The 22570-nt window shown below is 59.0% G+C and carries 26 protein-coding genes and 1 tRNA gene (1 of these 27 cut by a window edge); 13 read left to right on the top strand and 14 right to left on the bottom strand.

Annotated elements, in window-relative coordinates:
* The 3 genes from GRI41_RS00750 to GRI41_RS00740 form a co-directional block, all read left to right on the top strand.
* Positions 1–299 carry the 3' end of a lipopolysaccharide biosynthesis protein gene (locus GRI41_RS00750; protein WP_328600491.1) on the top strand. The gene continues 1216 nt to the left of window position 1, outside the view, so the window shows 299 of its 1515 coding nt (coding positions 1217–1515); its start codon lies off the left edge, out of view; it ends in the stop codon at positions 297–299.
* 70 nt (positions 300–369) lie between these two features.
* A complete protein-coding gene (locus tag GRI41_RS00745; RefSeq protein ID WP_160602759.1) occupies positions 370–1368 on the top strand; it encodes a retroviral-like aspartic protease family protein in 999 nt (332 codons plus the stop codon).
* A gap of 62 nt (positions 1369–1430) precedes the next feature.
* A complete protein-coding gene (locus GRI41_RS00740; protein WP_160602758.1) occupies positions 1431–3230 on the top strand; it encodes an ABCB family ABC transporter ATP-binding protein/permease in 1800 nt (599 codons plus the stop codon).
* 58 nt (positions 3231–3288) lie between these two features.
* On the opposite strand, the gene GRI41_RS00735 is transcribed toward GRI41_RS00740, so the two are convergent.
* The 5 genes from GRI41_RS00735 to GRI41_RS00715 all read right to left on the bottom strand — a co-directional run bounded on the left by GRI41_RS00735 (position 3289) and on the right by GRI41_RS00715 (position 9092).
* The gene (locus GRI41_RS00735; protein ID WP_160602757.1) at positions 3289–6132 is read right to left on the bottom strand and encodes a M16 family metallopeptidase; all 2844 of its coding nucleotides are present in this window, start codon (positions 6130–6132) and stop codon (positions 3289–3291) included.
* 116 nt (positions 6133–6248) lie between these two features.
* Positions 6249–6668: an ACT domain-containing protein gene (locus GRI41_RS00730; protein WP_160602756.1), complete on the bottom strand. Its 420-nt coding sequence runs from the start codon at positions 6666–6668 to the stop codon at positions 6249–6251.
* 9 nt (positions 6669–6677) lie between these two features.
* Positions 6678–7979, bottom strand: a complete 1302-nt coding sequence (gene hslU / locus GRI41_RS00725; RefSeq protein ID WP_160602755.1) for an ATP-dependent protease ATPase subunit HslU — start codon at positions 7977–7979, stop codon at positions 6678–6680.
* A gap of 8 nt (positions 7980–7987) precedes the next feature.
* The gene (gene hslV, locus GRI41_RS00720; protein ID WP_160602754.1) at positions 7988–8548 is read right to left on the bottom strand and encodes an ATP-dependent protease subunit HslV; all 561 of its coding nucleotides are present in this window, start codon (positions 8546–8548) and stop codon (positions 7988–7990) included.
* 70 nt (positions 8549–8618) lie between these two features.
* Positions 8619–9092, bottom strand: a complete 474-nt coding sequence (locus GRI41_RS00715; RefSeq protein ID WP_160602753.1) for an outer membrane protein assembly factor BamE — start codon at positions 9090–9092, stop codon at positions 8619–8621.
* A gap of 194 nt (positions 9093–9286) precedes the next feature.
* On the opposite strand from GRI41_RS00715, the gene GRI41_RS00710 reads away from it, so the two are divergent.
* Positions 9287–9802, top strand: a complete 516-nt coding sequence (locus tag GRI41_RS00710; protein ID WP_160602752.1) for a ubiquinol-cytochrome C chaperone family protein — start codon at positions 9287–9289, stop codon at positions 9800–9802.
* Positions 9799–10317 (top strand): YceD family protein, encoded by a 519-nt coding sequence (locus GRI41_RS00705; protein WP_160602751.1) that lies wholly within the window; start codon positions 9799–9801, stop codon positions 10315–10317. Before GRI41_RS00710 ends, GRI41_RS00705 begins: the two co-directional genes overlap by 4 nt.
* Here GRI41_RS00705 and GRI41_RS00700 read toward each other — a convergent pair.
* The 6 genes from GRI41_RS00700 to GRI41_RS00675 all read right to left on the bottom strand — a co-directional run bounded on the left by GRI41_RS00700 (position 10314) and on the right by GRI41_RS00675 (position 14958).
* On the bottom strand, positions 10314–10856 hold the full coding sequence (locus GRI41_RS00700) for a hypothetical protein (RefSeq protein WP_160602750.1): 543 nt from the start codon (positions 10854–10856) through the stop codon (positions 10314–10316). The two genes, GRI41_RS00705 and GRI41_RS00700, sit on opposite strands and share 4 nt — an antisense overlap.
* Before the next feature lie 29 nt (positions 10857–10885).
* Positions 10886–11401 carry a single-stranded DNA-binding protein gene (ssb, locus tag GRI41_RS00695; protein WP_160602749.1) on the bottom strand — a complete coding sequence of 172 codons (516 nt, stop codon included), beginning with the start codon at positions 11399–11401 and terminating at the stop codon, positions 10886–10888.
* A 113-nt stretch (positions 11402–11514) separates the two neighbouring features.
* Positions 11515–13362, bottom strand: coding sequence for a ferrous iron transporter B (gene feoB / locus GRI41_RS00690; RefSeq protein WP_160602748.1), 1848 nt, complete (start codon positions 13360–13362; stop codon positions 11515–11517).
* On the bottom strand, positions 13359–13613 hold the full coding sequence (locus GRI41_RS00685; RefSeq protein WP_160602747.1) for a FeoA family protein: 255 nt from the start codon (positions 13611–13613) through the stop codon (positions 13359–13361). The genes feoB and GRI41_RS00685 overlap by 4 nt, the downstream gene beginning before the upstream one ends.
* 51 nt (positions 13614–13664) lie before the next feature.
* Positions 13665–14324 (bottom strand): COQ9 family protein, encoded by a 660-nt coding sequence (locus GRI41_RS00680; RefSeq protein WP_160602746.1) that lies wholly within the window; start codon positions 14322–14324, stop codon positions 13665–13667.
* Between the two features lies 1 nt (position 14325).
* A complete protein-coding gene (locus GRI41_RS00675; RefSeq protein WP_160602745.1) occupies positions 14326–14958 on the bottom strand; it encodes an ankyrin repeat domain-containing protein in 633 nt (210 codons plus the stop codon).
* An 86-nt stretch (positions 14959–15044) separates the two neighbouring features.
* Here GRI41_RS00675 and GRI41_RS00670 point away from each other — a divergent pair, with 86 nt between their 5' ends.
* The 6 genes from GRI41_RS00670 (at position 15045) to GRI41_RS00645 (ending at position 18950) form a co-directional block, all read left to right on the top strand.
* On the top strand, positions 15045–15656 hold the full coding sequence (locus GRI41_RS00670) for an SCO family protein (RefSeq protein ID WP_160602744.1): 612 nt from the start codon (positions 15045–15047) through the stop codon (positions 15654–15656).
* On the top strand, positions 15644–16087 hold the full coding sequence (locus tag GRI41_RS00665; RefSeq protein WP_160602743.1) for a YcgN family cysteine cluster protein: 444 nt from the start codon (positions 15644–15646) through the stop codon (positions 16085–16087). The genes GRI41_RS00670 and GRI41_RS00665 overlap by 13 nt, the downstream gene beginning before the upstream one ends.
* On the top strand, positions 16084–16818 hold the full coding sequence (locus tag GRI41_RS00660; protein ID WP_160602742.1) for a M48 family metallopeptidase: 735 nt from the start codon (positions 16084–16086) through the stop codon (positions 16816–16818). Before GRI41_RS00665 ends, GRI41_RS00660 begins: the two co-directional genes overlap by 4 nt.
* A 63-nt stretch (positions 16819–16881) precedes the next feature.
* On the top strand, positions 16882–17343 hold the full coding sequence (locus tag GRI41_RS00655; protein WP_160602741.1) for a hypothetical protein: 462 nt from the start codon (positions 16882–16884) through the stop codon (positions 17341–17343).
* Positions 17340–18332, top strand: a complete 993-nt coding sequence (gene ribD, locus GRI41_RS00650) for a bifunctional diaminohydroxyphosphoribosylaminopyrimidine deaminase/5-amino-6-(5-phosphoribosylamino)uracil reductase RibD (RefSeq protein WP_328600490.1) — start codon at positions 17340–17342, stop codon at positions 18330–18332. Before GRI41_RS00655 ends, ribD begins: the two co-directional genes overlap by 4 nt.
* Positions 18333–18950 carry a riboflavin synthase gene (locus tag GRI41_RS00645; RefSeq protein ID WP_160602740.1) on the top strand — a complete coding sequence of 206 codons (618 nt, stop codon included), beginning with the start codon at positions 18333–18335 and terminating at the stop codon, positions 18948–18950.
* A gap of 34 nt (positions 18951–18984) precedes the next feature.
* On the opposite strand, the gene GRI41_RS00640 is transcribed toward GRI41_RS00645, so the two are convergent.
* The 3 genes from GRI41_RS00640 to GRI41_RS00630 all read right to left on the bottom strand — a co-directional run bounded on the left by GRI41_RS00640 (position 18985) and on the right by GRI41_RS00630 (position 21643).
* Positions 18985–19524 carry a GNAT family N-acetyltransferase gene (locus GRI41_RS00640; protein ID WP_160602739.1) on the bottom strand — a complete coding sequence of 180 codons (540 nt, stop codon included), beginning with the start codon at positions 19522–19524 and terminating at the stop codon, positions 18985–18987.
* Positions 19525–20700, bottom strand: coding sequence for an amino acid aminotransferase (locus GRI41_RS00635; RefSeq protein ID WP_160602738.1), 1176 nt, complete (start codon positions 20698–20700; stop codon positions 19525–19527). It abuts the gene before it with no gap.
* A 103-nt stretch (positions 20701–20803) separates the two neighbouring features.
* Entirely contained in the window at positions 20804–21643 is an 840-nt protein-coding gene (locus GRI41_RS00630; protein WP_160602737.1) for a DUF1134 domain-containing protein, read from the bottom strand.
* Between the two features lie 227 nt (positions 21644–21870).
* Between GRI41_RS00630 and GRI41_RS00625 the strand changes: the two genes are divergently transcribed.
* Positions 21871–21960, top strand: a tRNA-Ser gene (locus tag GRI41_RS00625).
* Between the two features lie 137 nt (positions 21961–22097).
* Complete coding sequence (locus GRI41_RS00620; RefSeq protein ID WP_160602736.1) at positions 22098–22505, top strand: PilZ domain-containing protein; 408 nt, start codon at positions 22098–22100, stop codon at positions 22503–22505.
* The last annotated feature ends 65 nt before the right edge of the window (positions 22506–22570 follow it).

The raw sequence follows: 22570 nt of genomic DNA, 5'->3' as shown, positions 1-22570 counted from the left end.
CATTGCTCGCGATCACACTCGCGCTGACATTGCCGGCAATCGAAGTCCGGATTGGGGATTTGTTGAAGCAATTGTTTCCGGTAGCGGTGGCGTGCGCCCTGATGGCGGCAGTGGTCACTGCCGTTAAGTCCGTGCTTCCCGAAATGGCAGCCCCGTTCGAACTGGCCATTTTGGCGGCGACCGGCGGCGTTACCTATGGCGCGGCATTGTGGATGCTGTGGCCGCATATCCTTACCGAGACATGGGCGATGTTGCGGAGCCGCAAGGCGAACCCCGCCGACGTGGTAACCCCGGCATAATCACCCGCACTGGAATTTGGCGAGATCGCCGGTTGGTGGTAGTCTTCGATTAAAACAATCGGAGAGGATTATGTCACATTGGATTTGGGCCGCGGCAGGCATGCTTGCCGCTTCCGTAGAGCCACCCGCCGCGCCGCCAACCTCCGTTTCCGAACCTGCCGAGCTTCCCAAGCCGGCGACGCTGCCGACCACGGAACCCTCGTTACTACCTCCCGATGACATTGTTGAAGGCCGCACCGATTATTATGACCGGATGACGGTGCCGGTGACCATTAGCGGCGAAGGCCCGTTCCGCTTCATGATTGATACCGGCGCGCAGGCGACAGTCATTACCCGGGGGCTTAGCGAGAAGCTGAAACTGCCAACCATCGGATCTGCTGTGGTTGTCGGCATGGGCAGCCGGGAAGATGTTGAACTGGTGCAATTGGACGGTCTGGAATTTGCCGACCGCACGCTGGGCGATATCGCCGCCCCCTTGCTCGAAGCGCGCAATGTCGGGGCCGACGGCATCCTCGGGCTCGACAGTTTGCAGGATATGCGGGTGATGATCGATTTCAGATCGCAAACCATTGCAGTCAACGATGCCAGTGCGCTGGGCGGAAATAGCGGCTACGAAATCATCGTAAGGGCGCGCCGCAAGCTGGGCCGCCTGATCATTGCCAATGCAACGATCGACGGGGTGAGGACCGCTGTTGTCATCGACACCGGCGCGCAAAGTTCCTTTGGCAATCTCAAATTGCAAAAGCGCCTGCGCGGGGCTCGCAATCGCGTGGAAGTCAGCTCGCAAGACGTAAATGGCGCGGTGATCATCGGCAAACGGCATTATGCCAAGCGTTTCCAGATCCAGGGACTGCAGCTCAACAATATGCCGATAACTTTTGCCGAGAGCCCGGCCTTTGCCGCGCTCGGCCTGTCCGAACGCCCGGCGATTATAATGGGGATGCGCGATTTGCGCCTGTTCAACCGGGTGGCGATTGATTTCGAGAAAAGGCAGGTACTGTTCGACCTGCCAACCGGCAGCAAAAACCACCGCGGCGTGAGGCAGCAATTTCAGGCAACACGCCTTTGAACCGCTAAACCTGCCGCCATCAGCCATTGCCCTTGCGCGCACGTCGCCCCACATAGGCCGCGATGCCGCCAGATACTGCCACTCCAAAATCGATCGACCATGACAGTTGGCGGACGCTAAAGCGCTTCCTGCCCTATCTTTGGCCCAAGGATAGTCCTTCGCTGAAATGGCGGATTGTTGTCGCGGTGCTTTTTGTGCTCGCCGCCAAAGCGACCATTCTCGCGCTGCCTTTCGCTTACAAAAACGCGGTCGATAGCATGACCAACGGGGCGCAAGACGCCTATCTGGTGCCGATGGCGTTGGTGATCGCCTTTGTCCTCGGCCGCTTTGCCAGCCTTGTTTTCGACAATGTGCGCAACATTGTGTTCGAGCGTGTCGGCCAGGACGCGACGCGCAAGCTCGCCGAAGATGTGTTCCACCGGCTCCACCGGCTGAGCCTGCGCTTCCACCTGTCGCGGCGCACAGGCGAAGTCACCAAGACTATCGAGCGGGGAACCAAGAGCATCGATTCGATGCTCTATTTCCTGCTGTTCAACATTGCCCCGACGGTGATCGAGCTGACGGCAGTGGGCGTGATCTTCTATATCAATTTCGGATGGGAACTGGTCGCCGCGACCGCTTTCACTGTCATCAGCTATATATTGGTCACACGCTGGATTACCGAATGGCGGACCAAGCTGCGCAAGCAGATGAATGATCTGGATGGCCGCGCATTGGACCGCGCGGTAGATTCGCTGCTCAATTACGAAACGGTCAAATATTTCGGTGCGGAAGCGCGCGAGGAGCAGCGCTATGCCGCCGCCGCGCGCGCCTATGCCGATGCGGCTGTCAAAAGCGAGAACTCGCTCGGTCTGCTTAACATTGTCCAGTCGTTGATCACCAATGCCCTGATGGCCGGAGCCATGGCCTATACCGTGTGGGGTTGGAGCAAAGGCGACCTTACCGTGGGCGATCTTGTTTTCGTCAACACCTATCTGATGCAGCTGTTCCGACCGCTTGATCTGCTGGGATGGGTATACCGGACGATCCGCCAAGGCTTGGTCGATATGGCCGAGATGTTTCGCCTGATGGATTCAGAGGTCGAAGTGGAAGACGCCCCCGGCGCACCCGCGCTGGTGATCCATCGCCCAACCGTGACATTCGACAATGTTGTGTTCGGGTATGAATCGGACCGGACGATATTGCAGGGCCTCAGTTTCGAAGTTCCTGCAGGAGACAATGTCGCGATTGTCGGCCCCTCGGGCGCCGGCAAATCGACCATCGCGCGGCTGTTGTTCCGTTTTTACGACCCTTGGTCAGGCCGCATTCTGATTGACGGGAAGGATATTTCCCAAATCACTCAGACAAGCCTGCGCGCAGCAATCGGCATCGTTCCGCAAGACAGCGTGCTGTTCAATGAGACGATCGGCTACAACATTGCTTACGGCAAAGATGGCACCAGCGATCAGCAGGTGATGTCTGCCGCGCGCGACGCGTCGATTCTCCCCTTTATCGAACAATTGCCCCAAGGCTTCGATACCGAGGTCGGCGAGCGCGGGCTCAAATTGTCGGGCGGTGAAAAGCAACGCGTGGCAATTGCCCGAACGCTGGTGAAGAACCCGCCTATTCTGATGCTCGATGAAGCCACCAGCGCGCTCGACAGCCGGACCGAGCAGGATATTCTGGCGACATTGCACCGGGTTTCCCGCGACCGCACCACACTGTCGATCGCACACCGTCTTTCGACCATCGCCGACGCGCATGAAATATTGGTGCTTGATCAGGGCAAACTTGCCGAGCGCGGGACGCATTCGGCGCTTTTGCAGCATGACGGATTATACGCCGAGATGTGGGCGCGGCAGGCCAACGAAACATCCGCCTGACGCAACAAAAAAGGGGCACCGCAATCAAGCGATACCCCTTCTCTATTTTAAAAGCACGTTACTCGGCGGCTTTCAAAACTGAACTCGACAAATCCAATTGATCTGCCGAAATCACCTCAACTTGTGGCCGCATTGCACGTAGCTTGTCAATGAATTGCTTTGAATCACCGACGATTATGATGGTCGCTTGTGTCGGATCGACCACATCGGCTGCAACACGCGACGCATCTTCAGCGCGGACTGCAGAAAGCTTTTCAGCCAGCCGCGATGCTTCGGCAGGTTCTATCCCCTGCAGCATCAATCCGGCGGTAATCCCGTTGAAGCCGGAGCTGGTTTCCAGCGAGCGAGAGTAAGATCCGCCCAAATAAAGCCTGCGTTTTTCGAGCAGGTCTTCTGGTAGAGGTTCGGTCCCGAGACGTTCAAATTCATCGAGAAATATCTGCGCGACCTCTGCGGCGGTTTCGTTCTTGGTTTGCGCGCTTGCGGTGAGCACTGATTCGCCTGCCCGCGAACCAAATCCGCTATAGGCGCCGTAGCTCAAAGCGCGTTTGGTGCGGACTTCATCGAACAGTCGCCCGCTTGATCCACCGCCCAGCACGGCGTTTGCCAGCATCAAGGAATAGTAGTCCTCGTCGCTGCGCGACAGCGCGCGCACCCCGGCAATGACCGCGGCCTGGCCGGCATCGGGCATATCGATCACCACGGTACGTGGCGCGAGCGCTTCACCATCAGGGTCCGCAACCGGTTCGGGAGGAGCCGCTTCGACTGTCCAATCGCCAAGCAGAGAGCCGACCAGCTGCGTCGCCGCATCCGGAGCGATACCGCCGCTGACAATCACCTTGGCCCGTGCCGGATGCCAGTATTTTTCGCGGTGCGCGATCAGATCCGCAGGCGAAATCGCCGCGAGGCTCTGGGTCGTTCCTCCGCCGATGGTTCCGTAAGGCGCATCGCCATACATCACCGGCAAGGATACAAACCGCGCCAGATCGCCCGGGTCTTTGAGCGAAATCTGCAACCCGTCCACCGCGCGCTTGCGTTCGCGGGCGAACTCTTCCTCTGGGTAAGAGGCGCTGTTGATGATGTCCGCCATCACTTCACCGGCATCGCGGAATGTCGCGACCGGCGCGGTCAGGCTGAAATAGGTGCCGTCTGTCGCGGCCGTGCCAGAGAATCGCGCACCCAGACTTTCGAGCCGCGCGGCGATTTCGGTCGATGTCAGATTGGCTGTTCCTTTGTCGGCCAGCGCGGCCGCCATTTCGGCAATGCCCGCTTTGGCACGCGGGTCGCTCGCGCTGCCACCGGGGAACAGCACCGTCATCGTTGCAATCGGTACATTTCCGGTTTGCGTGGCGACCACCTCTATCCCGTTATCCAGCGTCGTTTCGACAATGGTGGGCGCTTCGATAGCGGGCTTGGCGCCCGGGCCCGGGGGTGCCTGACGCTCCCCTTCAGGCTTGACCTTACGCGGCTCGCCCGTGGCTGCTGGCAGCGTCCGGAAAGTCGGAAACGGAGCCGGATTCGTATAGGCAGTGCGATCATCGTCCCCTTCGATATAGCGCAGTTCAACGCGTGCTTCGGGCTTGAGATATTGCCGCGCTACGCGTTGGATATCGGCCGCAGTTACCGCAGAAATGCGCTGCAACCGCGTATCGGCCGCTTCGGGCTGTCCGGTGCGGACCAGAGCTTCGCCGATTTCAAAAGCCCGCCCCCGTGCTGTTTCGCGGCGGCGCAGCGCGCTCGAGAATATCTCGGTCTTCGCCTCAGCCAGTTCGGCGGCGCTGACCGGTTCACTGAGCAGTTTGGCACGCTCGGCTTCCAGAATCGCGATCACCTCATCAGGGTCAGCAGTTCGATTGATAATCGCAAACTGCGCAAAAAATCCGCCCTCCTCGCTCGGATTGACGAATTCCGCCACGTCGACAGCTTTGCCGGTGCGGATGAGCGCTTGATGCAGCCGGCTGTTTTCGCCGCTCGACATGATGTAATCGAGCACTTCGAGCGCCGCGATATCGGGATGCGCCGCGCCGGGCACTTTCCATGTCGCGCCGACCAACGGCAATGGAACATTGGGCGCGGTTGCGGTGACAAAGCGCGGTTCGGTCCGCTCCGGTTCGCGCATCGGGATGTCCAGAGCAACCGGATTTTCCCTGCGCGGTATGGCGGCAAAGTACTCATCGACCAGGCTGCGCAGCTGATCCATTTCGAAATTGCCCGCGACGATAAGGGTGGCGGTATCGGGCCCGTAATAGGCCTGGAAGAATGCCCGCGCATCGTCGAGCGTGGCCGAATCGAGATCCTCGATAGAGCCGATTCCTGGGCGGCGTTGGGGCAGCACATCGAAGCTGTTTTCTGGCAGAACAAAGCGTTGGAAGCGGCCATAGGGCGGCGCAAGCACGCGCTGGCGCAGTTCCTCTTTCACCACTTCGCGTTCCTTGTCGAACACGTCCTGGTCGACCACCGGCAGCGCCATCCGTTCCTTATGCGTCCACAGCATCGCTTCGAGATACTCTGCCGGAACCTGTTCGTAATAATTGGTGCGATCGGGGCTGTTGGAGGCATTGCGCGTTCCGCCGATATCGGCAGTCAGACCGTAGATCATATTGTAGGGCATATTCTCGGTCTTGCGGCTGAGAATATGTTCGAACAGATGCGCGAAACCCGTGCGCCCTTCGGGATCAAGCTTCGATCCGATGTCGTACCACATCGAAGTGGTGACAGTAGCGGTGGTATCATCCTGCACCGCGATCACGCGCAGCCCGTTATCCAGCGTCCATTCGGTAAATTCGATCTCCGGCGCAGTGATGGCCGGGGTCTCGCCCGCAGCATGGTCGTCAGCAAATGCTGGCTGGGCAGCGGCAAGTGCAAGCAGACCGGTGCCTGCGGCTAGAATCGAACGGAACATGATAGGCCCCCTGACAAACAGATTTTTTCGTGGGAGCGAATAGAACAATTCGCGGACAGGCTGACAAGCTGACACAGGTAAAATTCGACCAACGGCACCAACCGCCCTGCCAAATGCTAGGCTATTGTTTGCTTGTCCCGCGACAGGCCGATCAGCAGCGCCAACGCCTCTTCTGCCCGGCCTGCAGGCACGAACACATGGTCGTGGTGATATGCGGCAACGATGTTGCAAGCGATCCGCGCGTCAGCAAGCGCAGCCGACACCGCTGCGGTAAGGCCAACTCCGTCGAGCGCGGAATTGATGCGCAATTTAATCCGGCAATAGGGATCGGCCTCAATCCCCGCCTCCAATGCGGCTTCCTGCGAGACGATCAGCGACAGTCCTTCTTCTTCGCGGAATGTCGAAAGGGCGTGCGGCATAAGCGCGAATGCCCAGCCCTGATCGCTCGCCGAAACAAAGCACCATTGTGCCGGATCAAGCAGCGGGTCCATCTCCGCGATCATCGCCGATGTGTCTTTGATTGTGTCGCTGCCCATCGGGGCAAACTACAGAATATATTTGCTGAGGTCAGTATCCTGCGAAAGCTCGGTCAAACGCTCGCGCACATATCCGCCATCGATCGTGATAGTCTGACCCTGATGATCTTCCGCTTCGAAACTGAGATCTTCCAGCAGTTTTTCCATCACCGTCTGCAAACGGCGTGCACCGATATTCTCGACGCTTTCGTTCACTTCTGCCGCGATTTTGGCGACTTCGGCCACCGCATCATCGCCAATAGTGACGGTCACATCTTCTGTTCCGAGCAGCGCGACATATTGCGACACCAGATTGGCGCGTGTCTCGCTCAGGATCCGCACGAAATCTTCCTCCGTCAGCGCGCGCAGCTCAACCCGGATCGGCAAGCGGCCCTGCAATTCGGGCAGCATGTCCGACGGTTTTGAAACGTGAAACGCACCGCTCGCGATGAACAGGATATGGTCGGTTTTCATCGGTCCATATTTGGTCGCAACGGTTGTGCCTTCGATCAGCGGCAGCAAATCGCGCTGCACGCCTTCGCGGCTGACACTGCCGCCGCGCACGTCCGACACCGCGATCTTGTCAATCTCGTCAAGGAAAACGATGCCGTTGGTTTCTGCGTTCTGCAGAGCCACGCGGGCGACATCGTCCTGATCGAGGCGTTTCTCTGCTTCTTCATCGACCAGCTTGTCCCACGCTTCGGGGACTTTCAGCTTGCGGCGTTTGGTGTTCGATTTGCCGAACGCCTTGCCCATCATATCGCTCAGGTCGATCATGCCCATGCTGCCGCCCATGCCGGGAATTTCCATCGGCGCGCTGGGTTGATCCTGCACTTCGATTTCGACCTCGGTGTCATTCATCGAATTGTCGACGATCCGCTGGCGAAAGCTTTCGCGTGTCGCTTCGGAGGCATTGTCGCCCACCAGCGCATTGAGCAGCCGGTCCATCGCAGCTTGCGAAGCCGCTTCGCGAACCGCCTCGCGGCGGCGCTCTTTCTCCAGACGGATAGCCTCTTCGGCCAGATCGCGGGCGATTTGTTCGACATCGCGCCCGACATAACCGACTTCGGTGAATTTGGTCGCTTCGACTTTGACGAATGGCGCATCGGCCAGCTTGGCCAGACGGCGGCTGATCTCTGTCTTGCCGCAACCGGTGGGGCCGATCATCAGGATGTTTTTCGGCGTGACTTCTTCGCGCAGCTCGTCGGAAAGCTGCTGCCTCCGCCAGCGATTGCGCATCGCCACGGCAACCGCGCGCTTCGCGTCTTTCTGACCGATAATATGCTCGTCGAGAGCGGCGACAATCGCCTTCGGGGTAAGTGCTTCTGTCATAGGGTCTCTTAAATCGTTTCGACGGTCACATTGCCGTTGGTGAAGACACAGATATCCGCCGCGACCTGCATTGCTTTGCGGGCGATCTGTTCTGCATCATCTTCATAATCGGCCAGCGCGCGGCCAGCCGCGAGCGCATAATTACCGCCCGATCCGATCGCGGTGATCCCGCCTTCCGGTTCCAGCACATCGCCATTGCCGGTGAGAACCAGCAGGCTCTCTTCATCGGCCACGATCATCAAAGCTTCGAGATTGCGCAGATATTTGTCGGTCCGCCAGTCCTTGGCCATTTCCACTGCGGCGCGTTTCAACTGGCCGCGGTGCTGCTCCAGCTTCTTTTCGAGCCGTTCAAACAAAGTGAACGCGTCGGCAGTTGCGCCGGCAAATCCTGCGATGACCTTCTCGCCCTCGCCAATCCGGCGGACTTTGCGTGCATTTGGCTTCATTACCGTGTTGCCCATGGAGACTTGTCCGTCCCCGGCAATCACGGTCTTGCCGCCCTTTTTCACGCCGATGATGGTGGTTCCGTGCCATTGCACCAAACCGTGAGGGTTATCTGCTGTACTCATAGACCGGATATGGGGTGCACGCTGCGCCGATCAAGCCGCGCAATGAGGCCACCCTGACATGGCAAAGGCGTTATGTGCCCGGGCCGCCTGCCCCTGCGCCTGCACCCGGCGCACCAACCGTACCGATATTGCCGAACAGGTCTTCGAAGAAGCCGCGCTCGCGGCCCAGTGTCGGCGTGCTGTCGCCGTCAGGCTGCAAATAGGCCACTTGGTCGAGACCCGAACGATCTGCCGAAACAACATTGCCCGATCCGTCAAACCGGACTGCCAATACCGAATGCTGGCGGATGCGCGGGCGAACAAATGGTTTGCGCCCGGTCACACTGGAGACATAATACCAAACCGGATCGCCGAACTGGCTGGTGAAAGTTGGCCGCCCCAATGTCTGGGTGACCGATTGCTGGTTATCGATGCCCGGCTGGACCGAATCCATCAAAGTCTGATCGATAATATAACCGCGGTTCTCGCGAATGGACGCGCATCCGCTGGCTGCCAGCGCGGCCGCCAGTACAATCGCGGTGCCGATCAGTTTGCGTTGAATCATCGAGTATAACCTTCTTCGGGTCCCGCACATCAAACCGATATCACGGCTTGGATAGGCAGGCGCAAATCCTATATCAGACGCAGCCTTACGGCGATGCTCACCGCCATGCAACCGTCGCTTGAATGCAGTGGCGGACCGATGCAGAGAGTGGCTTGAATTGCCGATGAACGATTATTGCCGCGAGGAAACCCGACATGTCCTTTCTCTCCCGCCTTTTTGGCTTTGAAACCGATCCGAAAGAGGCCGTGCGACCATTGTGGCATGGTATCGTGGCAGAGGCCCGCAGACCGCAATGGTACCGGCATTGCGGCGCGGCAGACACTGTCGATGGCCGTTTCGACATGATCACCAATGTCACCGCGATGGTGATGCTGCGGCTGGAAGCGGACGAAAAAATGCTGCCCGCCACGGCTCGGCTGACCGAATTGTTCGTCGAGGATATCGACGGTCAATTGCGCGAGACAGGCATGGGTGATCCGACGCTGGGCAAGAAGATGGGCAAGCTGATGGAAGCGATGGGCGGCCGGATCGGGGCGTACCGCGATGCATTGGCTTCAGGGAAAGAGGCCATGACCGCCGCTGTGCAGCGCAATGTGACGCTGGCTGAAGGCGGTGATCCTGCAGCGATGGCAGAGGAACTTACCAAACTGTCCCAAAGATTGTCCGGCCTGACCAATGAGGAACTGTCTGCCGGAGATTTGTCACCATGACGCAAAGCGAACTGAGCCGGACAGTCAAAGCCAAGGCGCTCAAGGAAGAGCCCTATGTGATCGAAGCGACGCAAGCTGAGCGCGAAGCGCTTTCCAAAAGATTCGCATTGAGCGAACTGCAATCGCTGCGCGCCGAAGTAACGCTCACGCCCAAGAGCAATGCCGTTGTCGCCGAAGGCCGATTGCAGGCAGGCTGGCTCCAGCCATGCGCGATTTCGGGAGAGGATTTTGCCGCGAGCGCCGACGAACCGCTGCATTTCCGCTTCGTCCCTGCCCGGTCCGATTTCACGCCGGAAGAGGAAGTGGAGCTTACCGAAGACGATCTGGACGAGCTCGACTATGACGGGGACAGTTTCGATCTGGGCGAAGCGGTAGCGCAAAGCCTCGGGCTAGCGATCGATCCCTATGCGACAGGCCCGAACGCGGATGCAACGCGCAAGGAAAAAGGCATCCAGATCGAGGGAGAGCAGGACGGCCCGATGGCCGATATGTTAGCCGCGCTGAAGAAGGGTTAGGACATCCATCCTTCCAACTTGTCGCCAAGCTCCCAGCCAGCCTTTGTTCGTTTCAGTTCATAAACCCCGCCCCAGCCGCACCAGCCGGAACATTCGTTCTGAATAAAGATGGTTGCGTCATCGCCATCAATTTCTGGATGACTCATCCACAACACGCCGTTTAAACAGTATTTGAGAGCTCCATCCCAACGAAGATGTTCTGGTTTGATATCACTAGGGAGAACGCTACGCTTGCTGGCGCTTTCCCACGCCTGACGCTTCCCATTTAGGCCGAAGTCCGTCGTGCCGCCATTGGCCTGCACCGAGTTTCTAGCCATCCTAATTTCGGCAGTCGTTCCGGCCAGCTCTCGAGCCACACAAAGACGGTGGTCGAACCAGCCGTAGAAGTTTGGCTTCTCTTCAGGGTGCTCTGAAAACCATTTTTCGTTCTCAACCGGAATATCAGCCTGCAAGGCCAAAACCGTGGCTATGATCGCATGGGTATCACGATCAAGCTCTGCACCTCGATTGTCAGCACATGACGCGAGAAAAAGAGCCAATATGGGCACGACCAGGCCCACAATTCGCATCAAAATGGGATGTCGTCGTCCAGATCGTCATAGTTCGAACCACCACCGGATGATCCGCCCTGATTGTCCGAACCGCCGTTGCCACCACCAGATGCGCCTCCGCCGCCTTGGTTCCAGCCGCCGCTTTGGCCGCCTCCTCCGCCCTGACCGCCCCCTTGGCCACCGGGACCATCGAGCATGGTCAGCGTTCCGTTGAAGCCGCGCAAAACGACTTCGGTCGAATAGCGGTCATTGCCGCTTTGGTCCTGCCATTTGCGGGTTTGCAGCTGGCCTTCGACAAACACTTTGGAGCCTTTGCGAAGATAACGCTCTGCGACGTTGACGAGGCCTTCGGAGAAGATCGCCACAGTATGCCATTCGGTGCGTTCCTGGCGCTCGCCCGAATTGCGGTCTTTCCAGGTCTCGCTGGTGGCAATGCGCAGGTTGCAGACCTTGCCGCCATTCTGGAACGAGCGGACTTCTGGGTCCGCCCCGAGGTTGCCGATGAGCATTACTTTGTTGAGGCTGCCTGCCATGGTGTCTTCCTTCGCGAATCTGTTGCCACGGAGTTAGCGGGTCGCCCCTTTTGGCGCGAGTCGCTGGCAAATTTTATTGTGCGAAGATGTGGAAAGTGGCCTCAGGCCGTCCGCTACAGCCCTGCCCAGACCGCCAACCAATAGGTCGCACCGGCAAACACATAGGCGAGCACAAACAGATAGGTCAGCATGAAGATCGGCCATTTCCACCCATTGGTTTCGCGTCTCGCAACCGCAATGGTCGATATGCATTGCGGCGCAAAAACGAACCAGGCGAGGAATGCCAGCGCGGTGGGCAAGCTCCAACGCGCGGCGATCTGTTCGCGCAGCGCCTCTTCGGTTGCCTCTTCGTCTTCCGATTCAACCGCATAGGTGGTGGCGAGCGATGCCACCGCCACTTCGCGCGCAGCCATTGCCGGAACCAGCGCCAGCGTCATTTCCTGATTGAACCCGATCGGTTCAAATGCAGGGTGGATAGCCGCAGATATCTGCCCCGCGTAAGATGCATCGAGCTGGCTTTCGCCGATCTCGGCCCTGGGGAATGACAGCAGCAGCCACAGCACGACGGTCGCTGCAAAGATGATCGTGCCCGCGCGCCGCAAGAAAACCCATGCGCGCTGCCACAGCCCGATCAACAGATCCTTCAGATTAGGCATCTGATAGCGCGGCAGCTCCATGATAAATCCGCTCGCTTGCCCCGCGGTCACTGTCCGCCGCAATGCAAAGGCGACAATCACCGCGCCGACGATGCCCGCCACATAGAGCAGGAACATCACCAGACCCTGCAATCCGATCAAGGGCGCGACCTGCCGCTGCGGGATGACCGCCCCGATAATCACAAGGTAAACCGGCAAACGCGCCGAACAGGTCATCAAGGGCGCGATCAGAATGGTTGTCAGCCGGTCTTTGGGATCGGCAATGCTCCGCGTCGCCATAATGCCCGGAATCGCGCAGGCAAAACTGGACAAAAGCGGAATGAAGCTGCGGCCTGACAGGCCAACCGATGCCATCAACCGGTCCATCACAAAGGCCGCGCGCGCCATATAGCCGGTCGCCTCCATGACCAGGATAAACGCGAACAGGATGATAATCTGCGGCAGGAATACGACAACCGAACCGACCCCCGCAAGCAAGCCTTCGGTTATAAGATCGCGGAAGAAGCTTTCGGCAAAAGTGGCGCTGACCCAATCAGAAACCGCGCCCACGCCGGCTTCCAACCCGTCTGCAAATGGGGATGCCCATGCAAAGACTGCCTGGAAAATCACAAACAGCAACAGGAACAAGATCGGCGGGCCCAGCCAGGGATGCAGCAATATCCGGTCCAGACCCGAATTGATCCGCCGCTCTGTCGATTCGGCCAAAGTGGCCGCTTTGGCGATGTTGCGGGCCGCTAGGCGGCGTTCGGGCAAGGTCACACTTGGCCGCGCATCGATCGCCGCCGGATCTTGTTCCGCCGCAGCTTCAATCGCTGCTGTCAATTCGGCCAGACCTTTGCGGCGCACAGCCACCGTGGACACTACGGGAACGCCGAGCGCGCCAGCCAGCGCTGCGGGATCAAGAGTGAGCCCGTCGCGCTCCGCCAGATCAACCATGTTGAGCGCAATGATCGTCGGGCGCCCCAATGCGATCACTTCCTGCGCGAAGACCAGATGCTGCTGCAGGTTTGCCGCATCGAGAACCACGACCAACAGATCGGGCTGGGCCTGCCCTTCCTGTTCCCCCATCACGACTTTGCGGGTGACTTCTTCATCGGGGCTGGTGGTGTCGAAGGAATAGCTGCCGGGCAGATCGATCAGTTCGATGCTTTCGCCCGACGGCAGAGCCAGCTTTCCGGCTTTGCGTTCCACCGTGACGCCGGGATAGTTGGCGATTTTCTGCCGCGCACCTGTCAGCGCGTTGAACAGCGCGCTCTTGCCGGCATTGGGATTGCCGACCAGCGCGGCGGTTGTGGCCGTGCTCATGCCGGGTCCACCTGCATCGCGGCGGCGTGCACTTTGCGCACCGCAATTGTCATACGCCCGATAGTGATGGCGATCGGATCACTCCCGCCAAAAACACCCTTATGCGCGATCCCCACATGCGCGCCTTCATCAATTCCAAGGGCCCGCAGCCGCTTGCCTTCTTCGCTGGCCAGCGCATCCCAATCAACGGAGATTATCGTGGCATGCACGCCGGGTTTGAGACTGTCGAGAGTTGGTGTTCGGGAATCCATCAGCGCGCGCTGCCAGACAGCGCGGCTAATTGCAACTGATTATCAATAGGACTAATTTGAAGGGTAGCGCAAACGGCCAAGAAACCGCGAAACGCTGAAGCTTTCACGGTCGGGGTTCAACCATTTGGCCTTGGCTTTTTCGAATCTCATCACGCCTTCGATCCGGCGATCCAGAAATGCGCGCGTCTTGGCTTTGCCCTCGCTGTCGTCATCGGCGAAAACCGCCAATGTTGCGGTGTAGATTCCGCCCAGAATTGTGCGCTTGGTATAGTGGTTGTAATCTGTCGCTGTATCGCCGGCGAGCCGCCACATCAGATCGGCGCTGTGCCATCCGGTCTTGAGCGAACGCGCCACATTCTGCGGCATCGCCATGATCGCGGTGGCGCGTTTGAGCGCTTCTTCCAGACCGGAAATCGCATCGAGCCGGAACTGGACAAGACTGCGGATTTTCTCGCGAATGGGCATTGATGCCAATTTCTCTACGGGAAAGGCGTCGACCATTTTGGCATCGACCGTGTCGATCCACGCCCCGATCATGTCCATTGCCCCGCCAGGGAATGCCAACCGCGCAACATCCGCATCGGCCCCGACCATATCCGCTGCCGAAACAATGGCTGCATCGCTCCACCCGTCAAACACTGCGGCAGCGGCAATTTCGGGCGCGAGCTCCAGACGGAGTTCGTCCAGCGTCATATCGGCAATGGTGGTCATATCAGAAGCTTGGACCGTAGGTTTGGGTTTCCTTCTGGCCCTCGCGCGCTTCGTCTGCACGTTTGAATTCGGCCATCAGCGCACTGTTGGCAGTCTGAAGCTCTGCATAAATGCGCGCGGAACGGCCCGAATTGTCGTTCTGGTCAGGGTTCGCGCCTTGGGCAAGCAACAGGCGGACCATGCCGGCGTCGCGCCGGTGGACCGCGGAAATCAGCGGCGTTTCGCCCGCATCATTCGACACATCGACCCGCGCACCCGCTTTGATCAAGGCCTCTACGCCCTCGACAAACCCGAGCTGGGTCGCAATCTGCAGCGGTGAGACACCCTTATTGTCGCTGATATTGGGATTGGCGCCATTCTGCGTCAGAAACCGGATCCACATCAGATCACGGCGCTTGGTCACGATGTGCAGCGCGGTTTCACCCGTGGTGATGTCGCGCGTGTTAACGATGACGCTGCCCGGCTCTTTCAAAGCTTCGGTAACGACATTGCCATCGCGATCTTCCACCGCCTCCAGAAAGGCATAGCCTTTTGACTTGAACTGCGCCGATGCGGGCGCGGCCACAACCGCCAAAGATGAAGCGATTGCCAGTGCAAGGCCGGGAAAAACTGTACGGAAAACGGCGCGGGCCATTTTCAACCTCCAAGAATTTGTTACATGCGGGACGAAGAATCGAACCCTTGCTGATATCCAATTAGCAGAGCATGAACCCGAGCGCCATGATGAACCCCCTGAAACTGATGCTGCCCCTCACTGCGCTTGCTTTGTCGGCGTGCAATCCAACCGCTCCGCTGCCCGATGAGCGCCCCCCGCTTGAGGGCGCAACAATCGGCGGTCCGTTTGAATTGACCGACAGCAGCGGCAAGCCGACGAAGTGGTCTGATTTCAACGGGAAGTACCGGATCGTCTATTTCGGTTTTGCCTTCTGCCCCGACATTTGCCCGACCGATCTGGCGCGTACGACGCTTGGCCTCCAGAACTTCGCCAAATCGGATCGCGAACGGGCTGCGCTGATCCAGCCGATCTTCATCACTATCGACCCTGCGCGCGACACGCCCGAAGTTGTCGGCGAATTTGTTTCAGGCTTCCATCCCGACGGTGTGCCCAATCAGCTCATCGGGCTAACGGGATCTGAGGAGGATATCAAAGCGGCAGCGGCGCTGTTCGGCATCCCCTTCTCTCGCGGCAAAGACATGCCCGGCGGCGGATATGATATGGAACATTATGCCATCACCTATCTGTTCGATCCGGAAGGAAAGCCGCTAGCGCTTTTGCCGACCGACCAAGGCCCCGATGCGGTGGCAGCTGAGCTTGGCAAATGGGTGCATTGAGGGACAAATTCTGGGAACTCCCGCTCGATCAGCTTGATCGCGCCGAATGGGAGGCCTTGTGCGATGGCTGCGGCCAATGCTGCCTGCATAAACTGGAAGACGAAGACACCGGCAAGATCGAAGGCACAAATGTCGCTTGCAAATTGCTCGATACCGCGACTGCGCGATGCAAGGATTACCGCAATCGCAAGGCCTATGTGCCCGACTGCCTGCGCCTGACCCCGAAATTGGTGACTGAGGTCAGATGGCTACCGGCGAGCTGCGCGTACAAATTGCGCGCCGCCGGGAAGCCGCTGAAAGACTGGCACTATTTGATCTCTGGCGATCGCGAGGCTGTGAAACAGGCAGGCATATCTGTTGCCGGACGCGTGGTGAGCGAGAACGATGCCGGCCCGCTGGAACATCATTTGACCGAATGGGACGCAGAATGATCGACTGGCTGCGGCCCCGATCTGCGCAGCAGGATCGCCCCCTGCAATTGGAAGTTGGCAGACGGTCTTTGCCCATTGCCATCAAGCGGCACCGCACGGCCAAGCGTCTGATCCTGCGGCTCGCCCCCGATGGCAGCGAGATCCGTGTGACCATGCCGCGATGGGGCCAGTCTGCCGATGCGCTGGAATTTGCCAGGTCACGCCAGACATGGCTGGAAGCGCAATTGCAGGGTGTTGAGGAGATCGCACCGCCGGGCCCGGGTGGAGACATCCTCTTTTGCGGAACGCCGATACGGATCGCGTGGGACCCGGCTGCGCGCCGAAAACCGCGCTTGGCCGGATCGGAGCTGATGGTGGGAGGCCCCGAAGAAGGCCTGCATGGCCGGATCGAGCGGTGGCTTCGCGCCGAAGGTCTGTCGGCAATGGAACGGGATCTGGCGCATTATTGCGCAGTCGCAGGCGTCCCCAAACCGAAGCTCGCGCTGTCGCGGGCGCAGCGCCGATGGGGTAGCTGCTCCAGCAGCGGAACGGTCCGCATCAATTGGCGGTTGATCATGGCGCCGGAGCAGGTCCGCCGCTCTGTCGTGGCACATGAAGTCGCGCACCTTGTGCATTTTGATCACAGCGCGGCTTTCTATGCGCTTCTCGATGATATCTTCGAGGGCGATATGGACGGCGCCAATGCGTGGCTGAAAGCGAAAGGCCGCTCTCTTTATAGCCAATTCGGATAGATCGCCGCCGCGACGCCGAGCAAAACTCTGGCGATTTGCGCCCATCCGCCTTATCTTGGCCCTATGAGCCTGATCAGCAAACTCAATCCGACAGAAGGTTTTCAGGATTTGTGGAGCGAGTTCCGCCGCCCGCATCCCTATAAATACCGCATTCTCGCGGCCTCTATGCTGATCACCACGGGATTGTTCTATTTCATTGTCACAGAGGAAGTAATCGGTCCGCCCGTGCCCCCTGAAGTGACCTATATCACGACCTTCGACCCCGAGCGCACCGAAGCGGATATCATTGCCGCCAATATCGAGAACCAGAAACGCAAAGAACAGCGTGCAGCGATTCTGGCTGAGCGGGAAGAGCGCAAGAAAGAAATTTATCGCACACTCGCCCGGGTTTCCGGCATGGACCCGGAAGAGATCGAGCGCGAAGCTGCAGAAGAACGCGCCCGAGAAGAAGCCGCTGCAGAACAGCAACGCGCCGCTGCGCTGGGTGAGAGCGCCGCTGACGGCGGCGATGAACCGGCAGAGTGACCAAGCCAAGCGACGCTGACTGGTTAAGCGCCGCCGCGCGGCTGGGAATGCGCGGCCGCCCCTTGTCGCGCCCCAATCCCTCTGTCGGCGCGGTAATTGTCAAACATGGCAAAGTAATCGGGCGCAGCTGGACCCAGCCCGGCGGCCGCCCTCATGCAGAGAAAATGGCACTCGATCAGGCCGGAGCCTGCGCCAAAGGAGCCACGCTCTACGCCTCGCTCGAGCCTTGCGCGCATGTGTCAGAGCGCGGCCCGTCTTGCAGCGATGCGATAATCGAAGCGGGTATTGCAAAGCTCGTTTATGCGGTGACCGACCCTGATCCCAGGACAGCGGGAAGCGGCGCGGAAAAATTGCGCGCAGCGGGCATCAAGGTCAGCCAGATGGAAAATGCCGCAGCCACTGCCAGCTTGAGCGGCTATCTGACCCGGCAATCCGGAGCGCGCCCATTTGTGACACTCAAACTCGCAATGTCGCTGGATGGTTTTATCGCGCTGCCATCGGGAGAAAGCCAGTGGATTACCGGCGAGGCTTCGCGCGCGCATGTTCACTCGCGCCGCGCGCAAAGCGATGCGATCCTGGTCGGAGGCGGCACTTGGCGCGGGGATCTACCCCGGCTCGATGTCCGGCTTGAGGGCCTCGAAAACAGAAGCCCGCAGCGCATTGTGCTCACCCGCGGTGTGGTTCCCGACGATGTGAAGATAATCAATCGGCCCGAACAAATCGGATCGCTTGAGGATGTCCAATATCTCTATGTCGAAGGCGGGGCCGAAACCGCGGCCTCTTTCCTGAAAGCGGATCTGGTTGACCGGATGGAGTTATACCGCGCGCCGATTATTCTGGGCAGCGGCCGATCGGCGATCAGCGACATTGGCCTGGGTACACTTGCGGATGCCCATGGCCGGTGGATGTTGGCCGATCAGCGGATGCTTGGCAGTGACACATACGAAGCCTATGACCGCGTCAGACCCAGTACGGGCGAAGGAAATTAGATGTTTACAGGCATTATCACGGCAATCGGAAGCATCACCAAGATCGAATCCAAAGGCGATTTGCGCGCGGTGATTGCTTGCCCCTACGATCCGGACACCATTGTGATCGGCGCATCAATTGCGTGTTCGGGCGTGTGCCTGACGGTTGTTGAACGTGGCGGGGAGGCCGGTGATGCTTGGTTCGCTGTCGATGTGTCCGCAGAGACGGCATCCTGCACTGCCAAAGATCAATGGACAGAAGGCCGCAAACTCAATCTGGAACAGGCGCTGAAAGTTGGCGACGAGTTGGGCGGTCATATAGTAACCGGCCATGTCGATACGGTTGGCGAAGTTGTGATGGTCAAGGCAGAAGGCGGTTCGACCCAATTGGCAATTCGTGCACGGGCGGAATTCGCTCCGTTCATTGCGGCCAAGGGATCAATCACGATCGAAGGTGTTTCGCTGACCGTAAACGACATTCGCGACCGGACCGATGGCGCGTGCGATTTTGCCGTCAACATCATTCCGCATACTGCCGAAGTTACCACTCTGGGCGATCTGGCAACTGGCGACTCGGTGAATCTTGAGATCGACGTGCTCGCGCGCTATCTTAAGCGTATGCAGAGCCTGGCCGGATAAGCTCAGGCCAAAGCAATTCACGCGCGAATTGTGGTTAGCTCAGCGGCCCTTTGGCAAAACTCGCGCGCGTGATTGCATAGATGACATGCACGGCGGGCCCATCGGGCAGTTGAACAATCTGGGTTTCATCGGTCAGCCGCCCGCCGATTTTCTCCATCGCTTTGCGCGATCGAAGATTTGTTTCGCCGACCCGGAAATTGACCCGCTCGACCGATTCCAATGCGTGGGTTAGCATCAGCCGCTTGAGCTCCGCATTCGCGCCGCTGCCCCACAATGCAGGGGCCAGGAAAGTCCAGCCGATTTCGACCGAACCGCCTTGGTCGGGCTTATGATCCTGATACCGTGACGAGCCGACAATCTTGCCGCTCGCTTTGTCGATGATCGCAAGCGCGCCACTCTTGGCCAACGCGTCGTCGAAAAATTCGCGGAACACCGGCTCCTGCCAGCGATCGTGCATCGGGTGCTGTTCCCAGATGCGTTTGTCCGAAGCGACTGCGAACAAAGCGTCCCAATCCTCGCGGGCCAGCGGCCGGAGAAATAACCGCTCCCCTTCGAGGATCGGCTGGCGGTCCAACTATCCGGTCACTTCCGCGAGTGCGGAGATGAATTTGTCGATATTGCCTTGATGCAATCCTGCGATGTTGATCCGGCCCGAGCCCGCCATGTAGATCGCATGATCGTCTCGCAATTGCTGGATCTGGTCCTTGCTCAGTGGCAACACCGAAAACAGCCCGTTCTGGTGCCCCAGCGGACGCAGATCGAGGCTGCCGACATCGCCCGCTTCGGCCAGCCGGTCACGCACTCGGCGCATCCGCGCGCGCATCGTAGCCAGCTCTTCCAGCCATTGCGCGGTCATATCCGCATCGTTCAAGATCACCCGCACTGCCGCACCGCCATGATCAGGCGGCATCGACCAGCTGGCCCGCGCCAACGCGTTGAGGTTTGAGAGAATAGCAGGCAGCCCATCGGCATCGCGCGCCATCACATAAAGAGCGCCAACCCGGTCGCGGTACATTCCGAAGTTTTTGTCACAACTATAGGCAACAAGCGCTTCGGGAACCGCAGCGAGGACTTTGCGGATCCCATAGGCATCCTCGTCCAGACCGTGCCCCAGCCCTTGATAGGCAATATCAAGAATGGGCAGCGCCGCGCTGTCTGCAAAAGCCGCGGCAATCGCGTCCCATTGGTCGTCAGTGTAGTCAATGCCGGTCGGGTTGTGGCAGCAACCGTGCAGCAACACCGCTTCGCCTTCCGAAGCAGCGCGAATCACCTGCAATACGGTGTCGATATTGGCGGTTCCATCGTCATTGGCATGATCGAAAGGTTTAAAATCGATCACCACATCGGACAGGATTTGCGCATGGTTGGGCCAGCTGGGCGTACCCATGTGAATGGCGGTGACGCCAGCCTGTTTCGCCACCGCAACGGCCAGACGGACAGCGCCTGTTCCGCCCGGCGTCTGCATGCCTTCGATCCGTCCGCCCATAGTCGGGTCATCGCCGAACACATAAGGCATCAATGCATGAACAAAGCCCAGATCGCCTTCGGGGCCGAGATAGCTTTTGCTGTCCTGCTCGGCGACCAGCCTCGCCTCTGCGGCCTTGATCGCCGCAAACACCGGAGTATCGCCTTCATTGGTGCGATAAACACCAACACCAAGGTCGATCTTGTCCGCTCGTTCATCGGCGGCATAGAGTTTGATCAGCGCAAGAAGCGCGTCGGGCGATTGGGGTTTCAAACGGTCGAGCATGATGCCCCCCATTGCCGAGGGACGCGGATACTCGCAACCACAATATGCGTCTTTTGACGCCTAGTTATTGTTGCAACCCGTAAGGCTCACTTACACCGGCGTATCAGAACGGCAGCCAGCGGTGCTTTTTCGAAAAGCGCATATACCCGGCATTGACGCCCAGCCGCAGCCCTGCCCCCACGCGGATCGGGATCAGAACCGTGTCACCGCGGCGCATATAGCTCGCGTGCATTCCGCCAACCAGATAGGCCTGCCCTTCACCGGCAGGAAAGCGTTTGAACAGCTCTTCGCTGTCGTAAAGATTGTAGACCAGCACGAAAGTGTTGCCTGCATTGGCGCCCGCATCAAAGCCGATTGACGGACCGGTCCAATAGACCGGACGTTCGCCTTCGACCTTGTGGAACAGGGTTCCCGAACCGTAGCGCGCGCCAACCACAAACGCACCGCCCGCTTCGCGCCCGACGATATACGCGTTTGGCTCACCTTGATCCTTGAGCAGGTTCTGGATCATTTTGGCGACGCCTTCGGCGCCTTTGCCGAACACGCCTTCGGCAGCGCCGATCAAATCGTCTTCCTTATACGTATCGCCTTGCGCGGCCGCTCCGGCCGGGTTTGCAGAGGCCTGTGACGCAGCCACTTCGGGATCGCTCGACGTTACAACCGGATCGGACCAGTTTGGTGCAACATCTGCTTCGTCGACCGCGCCGGCCATTTGTTCTTCGAAACTGGGCTGTGCATCGGTGGCATCTGCGGCCTGTTCGTCAGCATAGACCGGCTGGTCGCCTGGCTGTTCGGCAAGATCGCCATCGATGGCATAGGCATCATCGGGATCGACGACATCAATCGTTTGCGCGGAAAGCGGGGCGGCAGCGAGAGCGGCAGAGCCCACAATGGCCACGCAAAGGCCGCGGAAATGCGAACGGGCGATGGATACGATGCTCATAGGTCCTCCTATGTCCGCGAAACGGACAGGTAGGCCCGCAACAGAGTCGCTGACAGGTGAAGCGGCAATGAACCGGCGACGAATCGAATCGAAATTGCGGCGAAGCGAGTCTTTTGCGTGTGCGATTGCCAATTTCAGCCTTTCTCGTGACTCCACTTGCCCGGTGCAAAGAGCCCCGTTATAGCGCGCTCCACTTCGCAGCTATGCTTCCAATGCCGCTGCGATCCGGAGACGTGGGTGAGTGGCTGAAACCAGTTCCCTGCTAAGGAACCATAGGAGTAATCCTATCGAGGGTTCGAATCCCTCCGTCTCCGCCATTTTCCGCCACGCTTTTTAAGAATATTGGCAGCAGCTGACGGCGAGGCCGCGCTTCAAGGCGCTGAAATTTCTGCCTAACCGCCCGCACAACTGAGCATTAAATCTGCGATAACCTGTTGGTGCTACGGCGCACTTCATGGCGAATGTAAACCAACGTAACAGCGTAAACGGAGCCCGGCGGCACAAGAGCCGCCTGGCAACGCTGTTGCCTGGTCAGTTGACGACGATGTTCGGCACGGAAAATGTTGTCCTGCAGGATATTTCGCTCACCGGGGCCAAGCTGGGCCTGAGCAAGAATCGCAAGATCGAAGAGCAATTGCGCGTCGGTATCGATGCCGTTTTGACGTGGCACGGGCATGAAACCTTCGGCCAATTGGTGTGGACCGCTCCTGATTCAGTCGGGATCGAATTCGAAGAGAGTATCGGAACCAAGGCGCTGATGGAAACGCGCGCCATGCAAGACGAGCTGATGGAAGATGGCGGGCCCGATTCGCTCAACCGGACGGCGGCGGAAGGTTGGGCCAATGGCGGCGTTCGCATCTAGCATTTCCTTCCCGGCCATTGGTTGCAGATGAAACTAGGCTTGGCCGCTGATAGCAAAGGCGGCTA

This window comes from Pontixanthobacter aquaemixtae (genome assembly GCF_009827395.1).
GTDB classification, from domain to species: Bacteria; Pseudomonadota; Alphaproteobacteria; order Sphingomonadales; family Sphingomonadaceae; genus Pontixanthobacter; species Pontixanthobacter aquaemixtae.
Note: the sequence above shows the minus strand (reverse complement) of the source record. Positions and strands in the feature narration are given on the sequence as shown.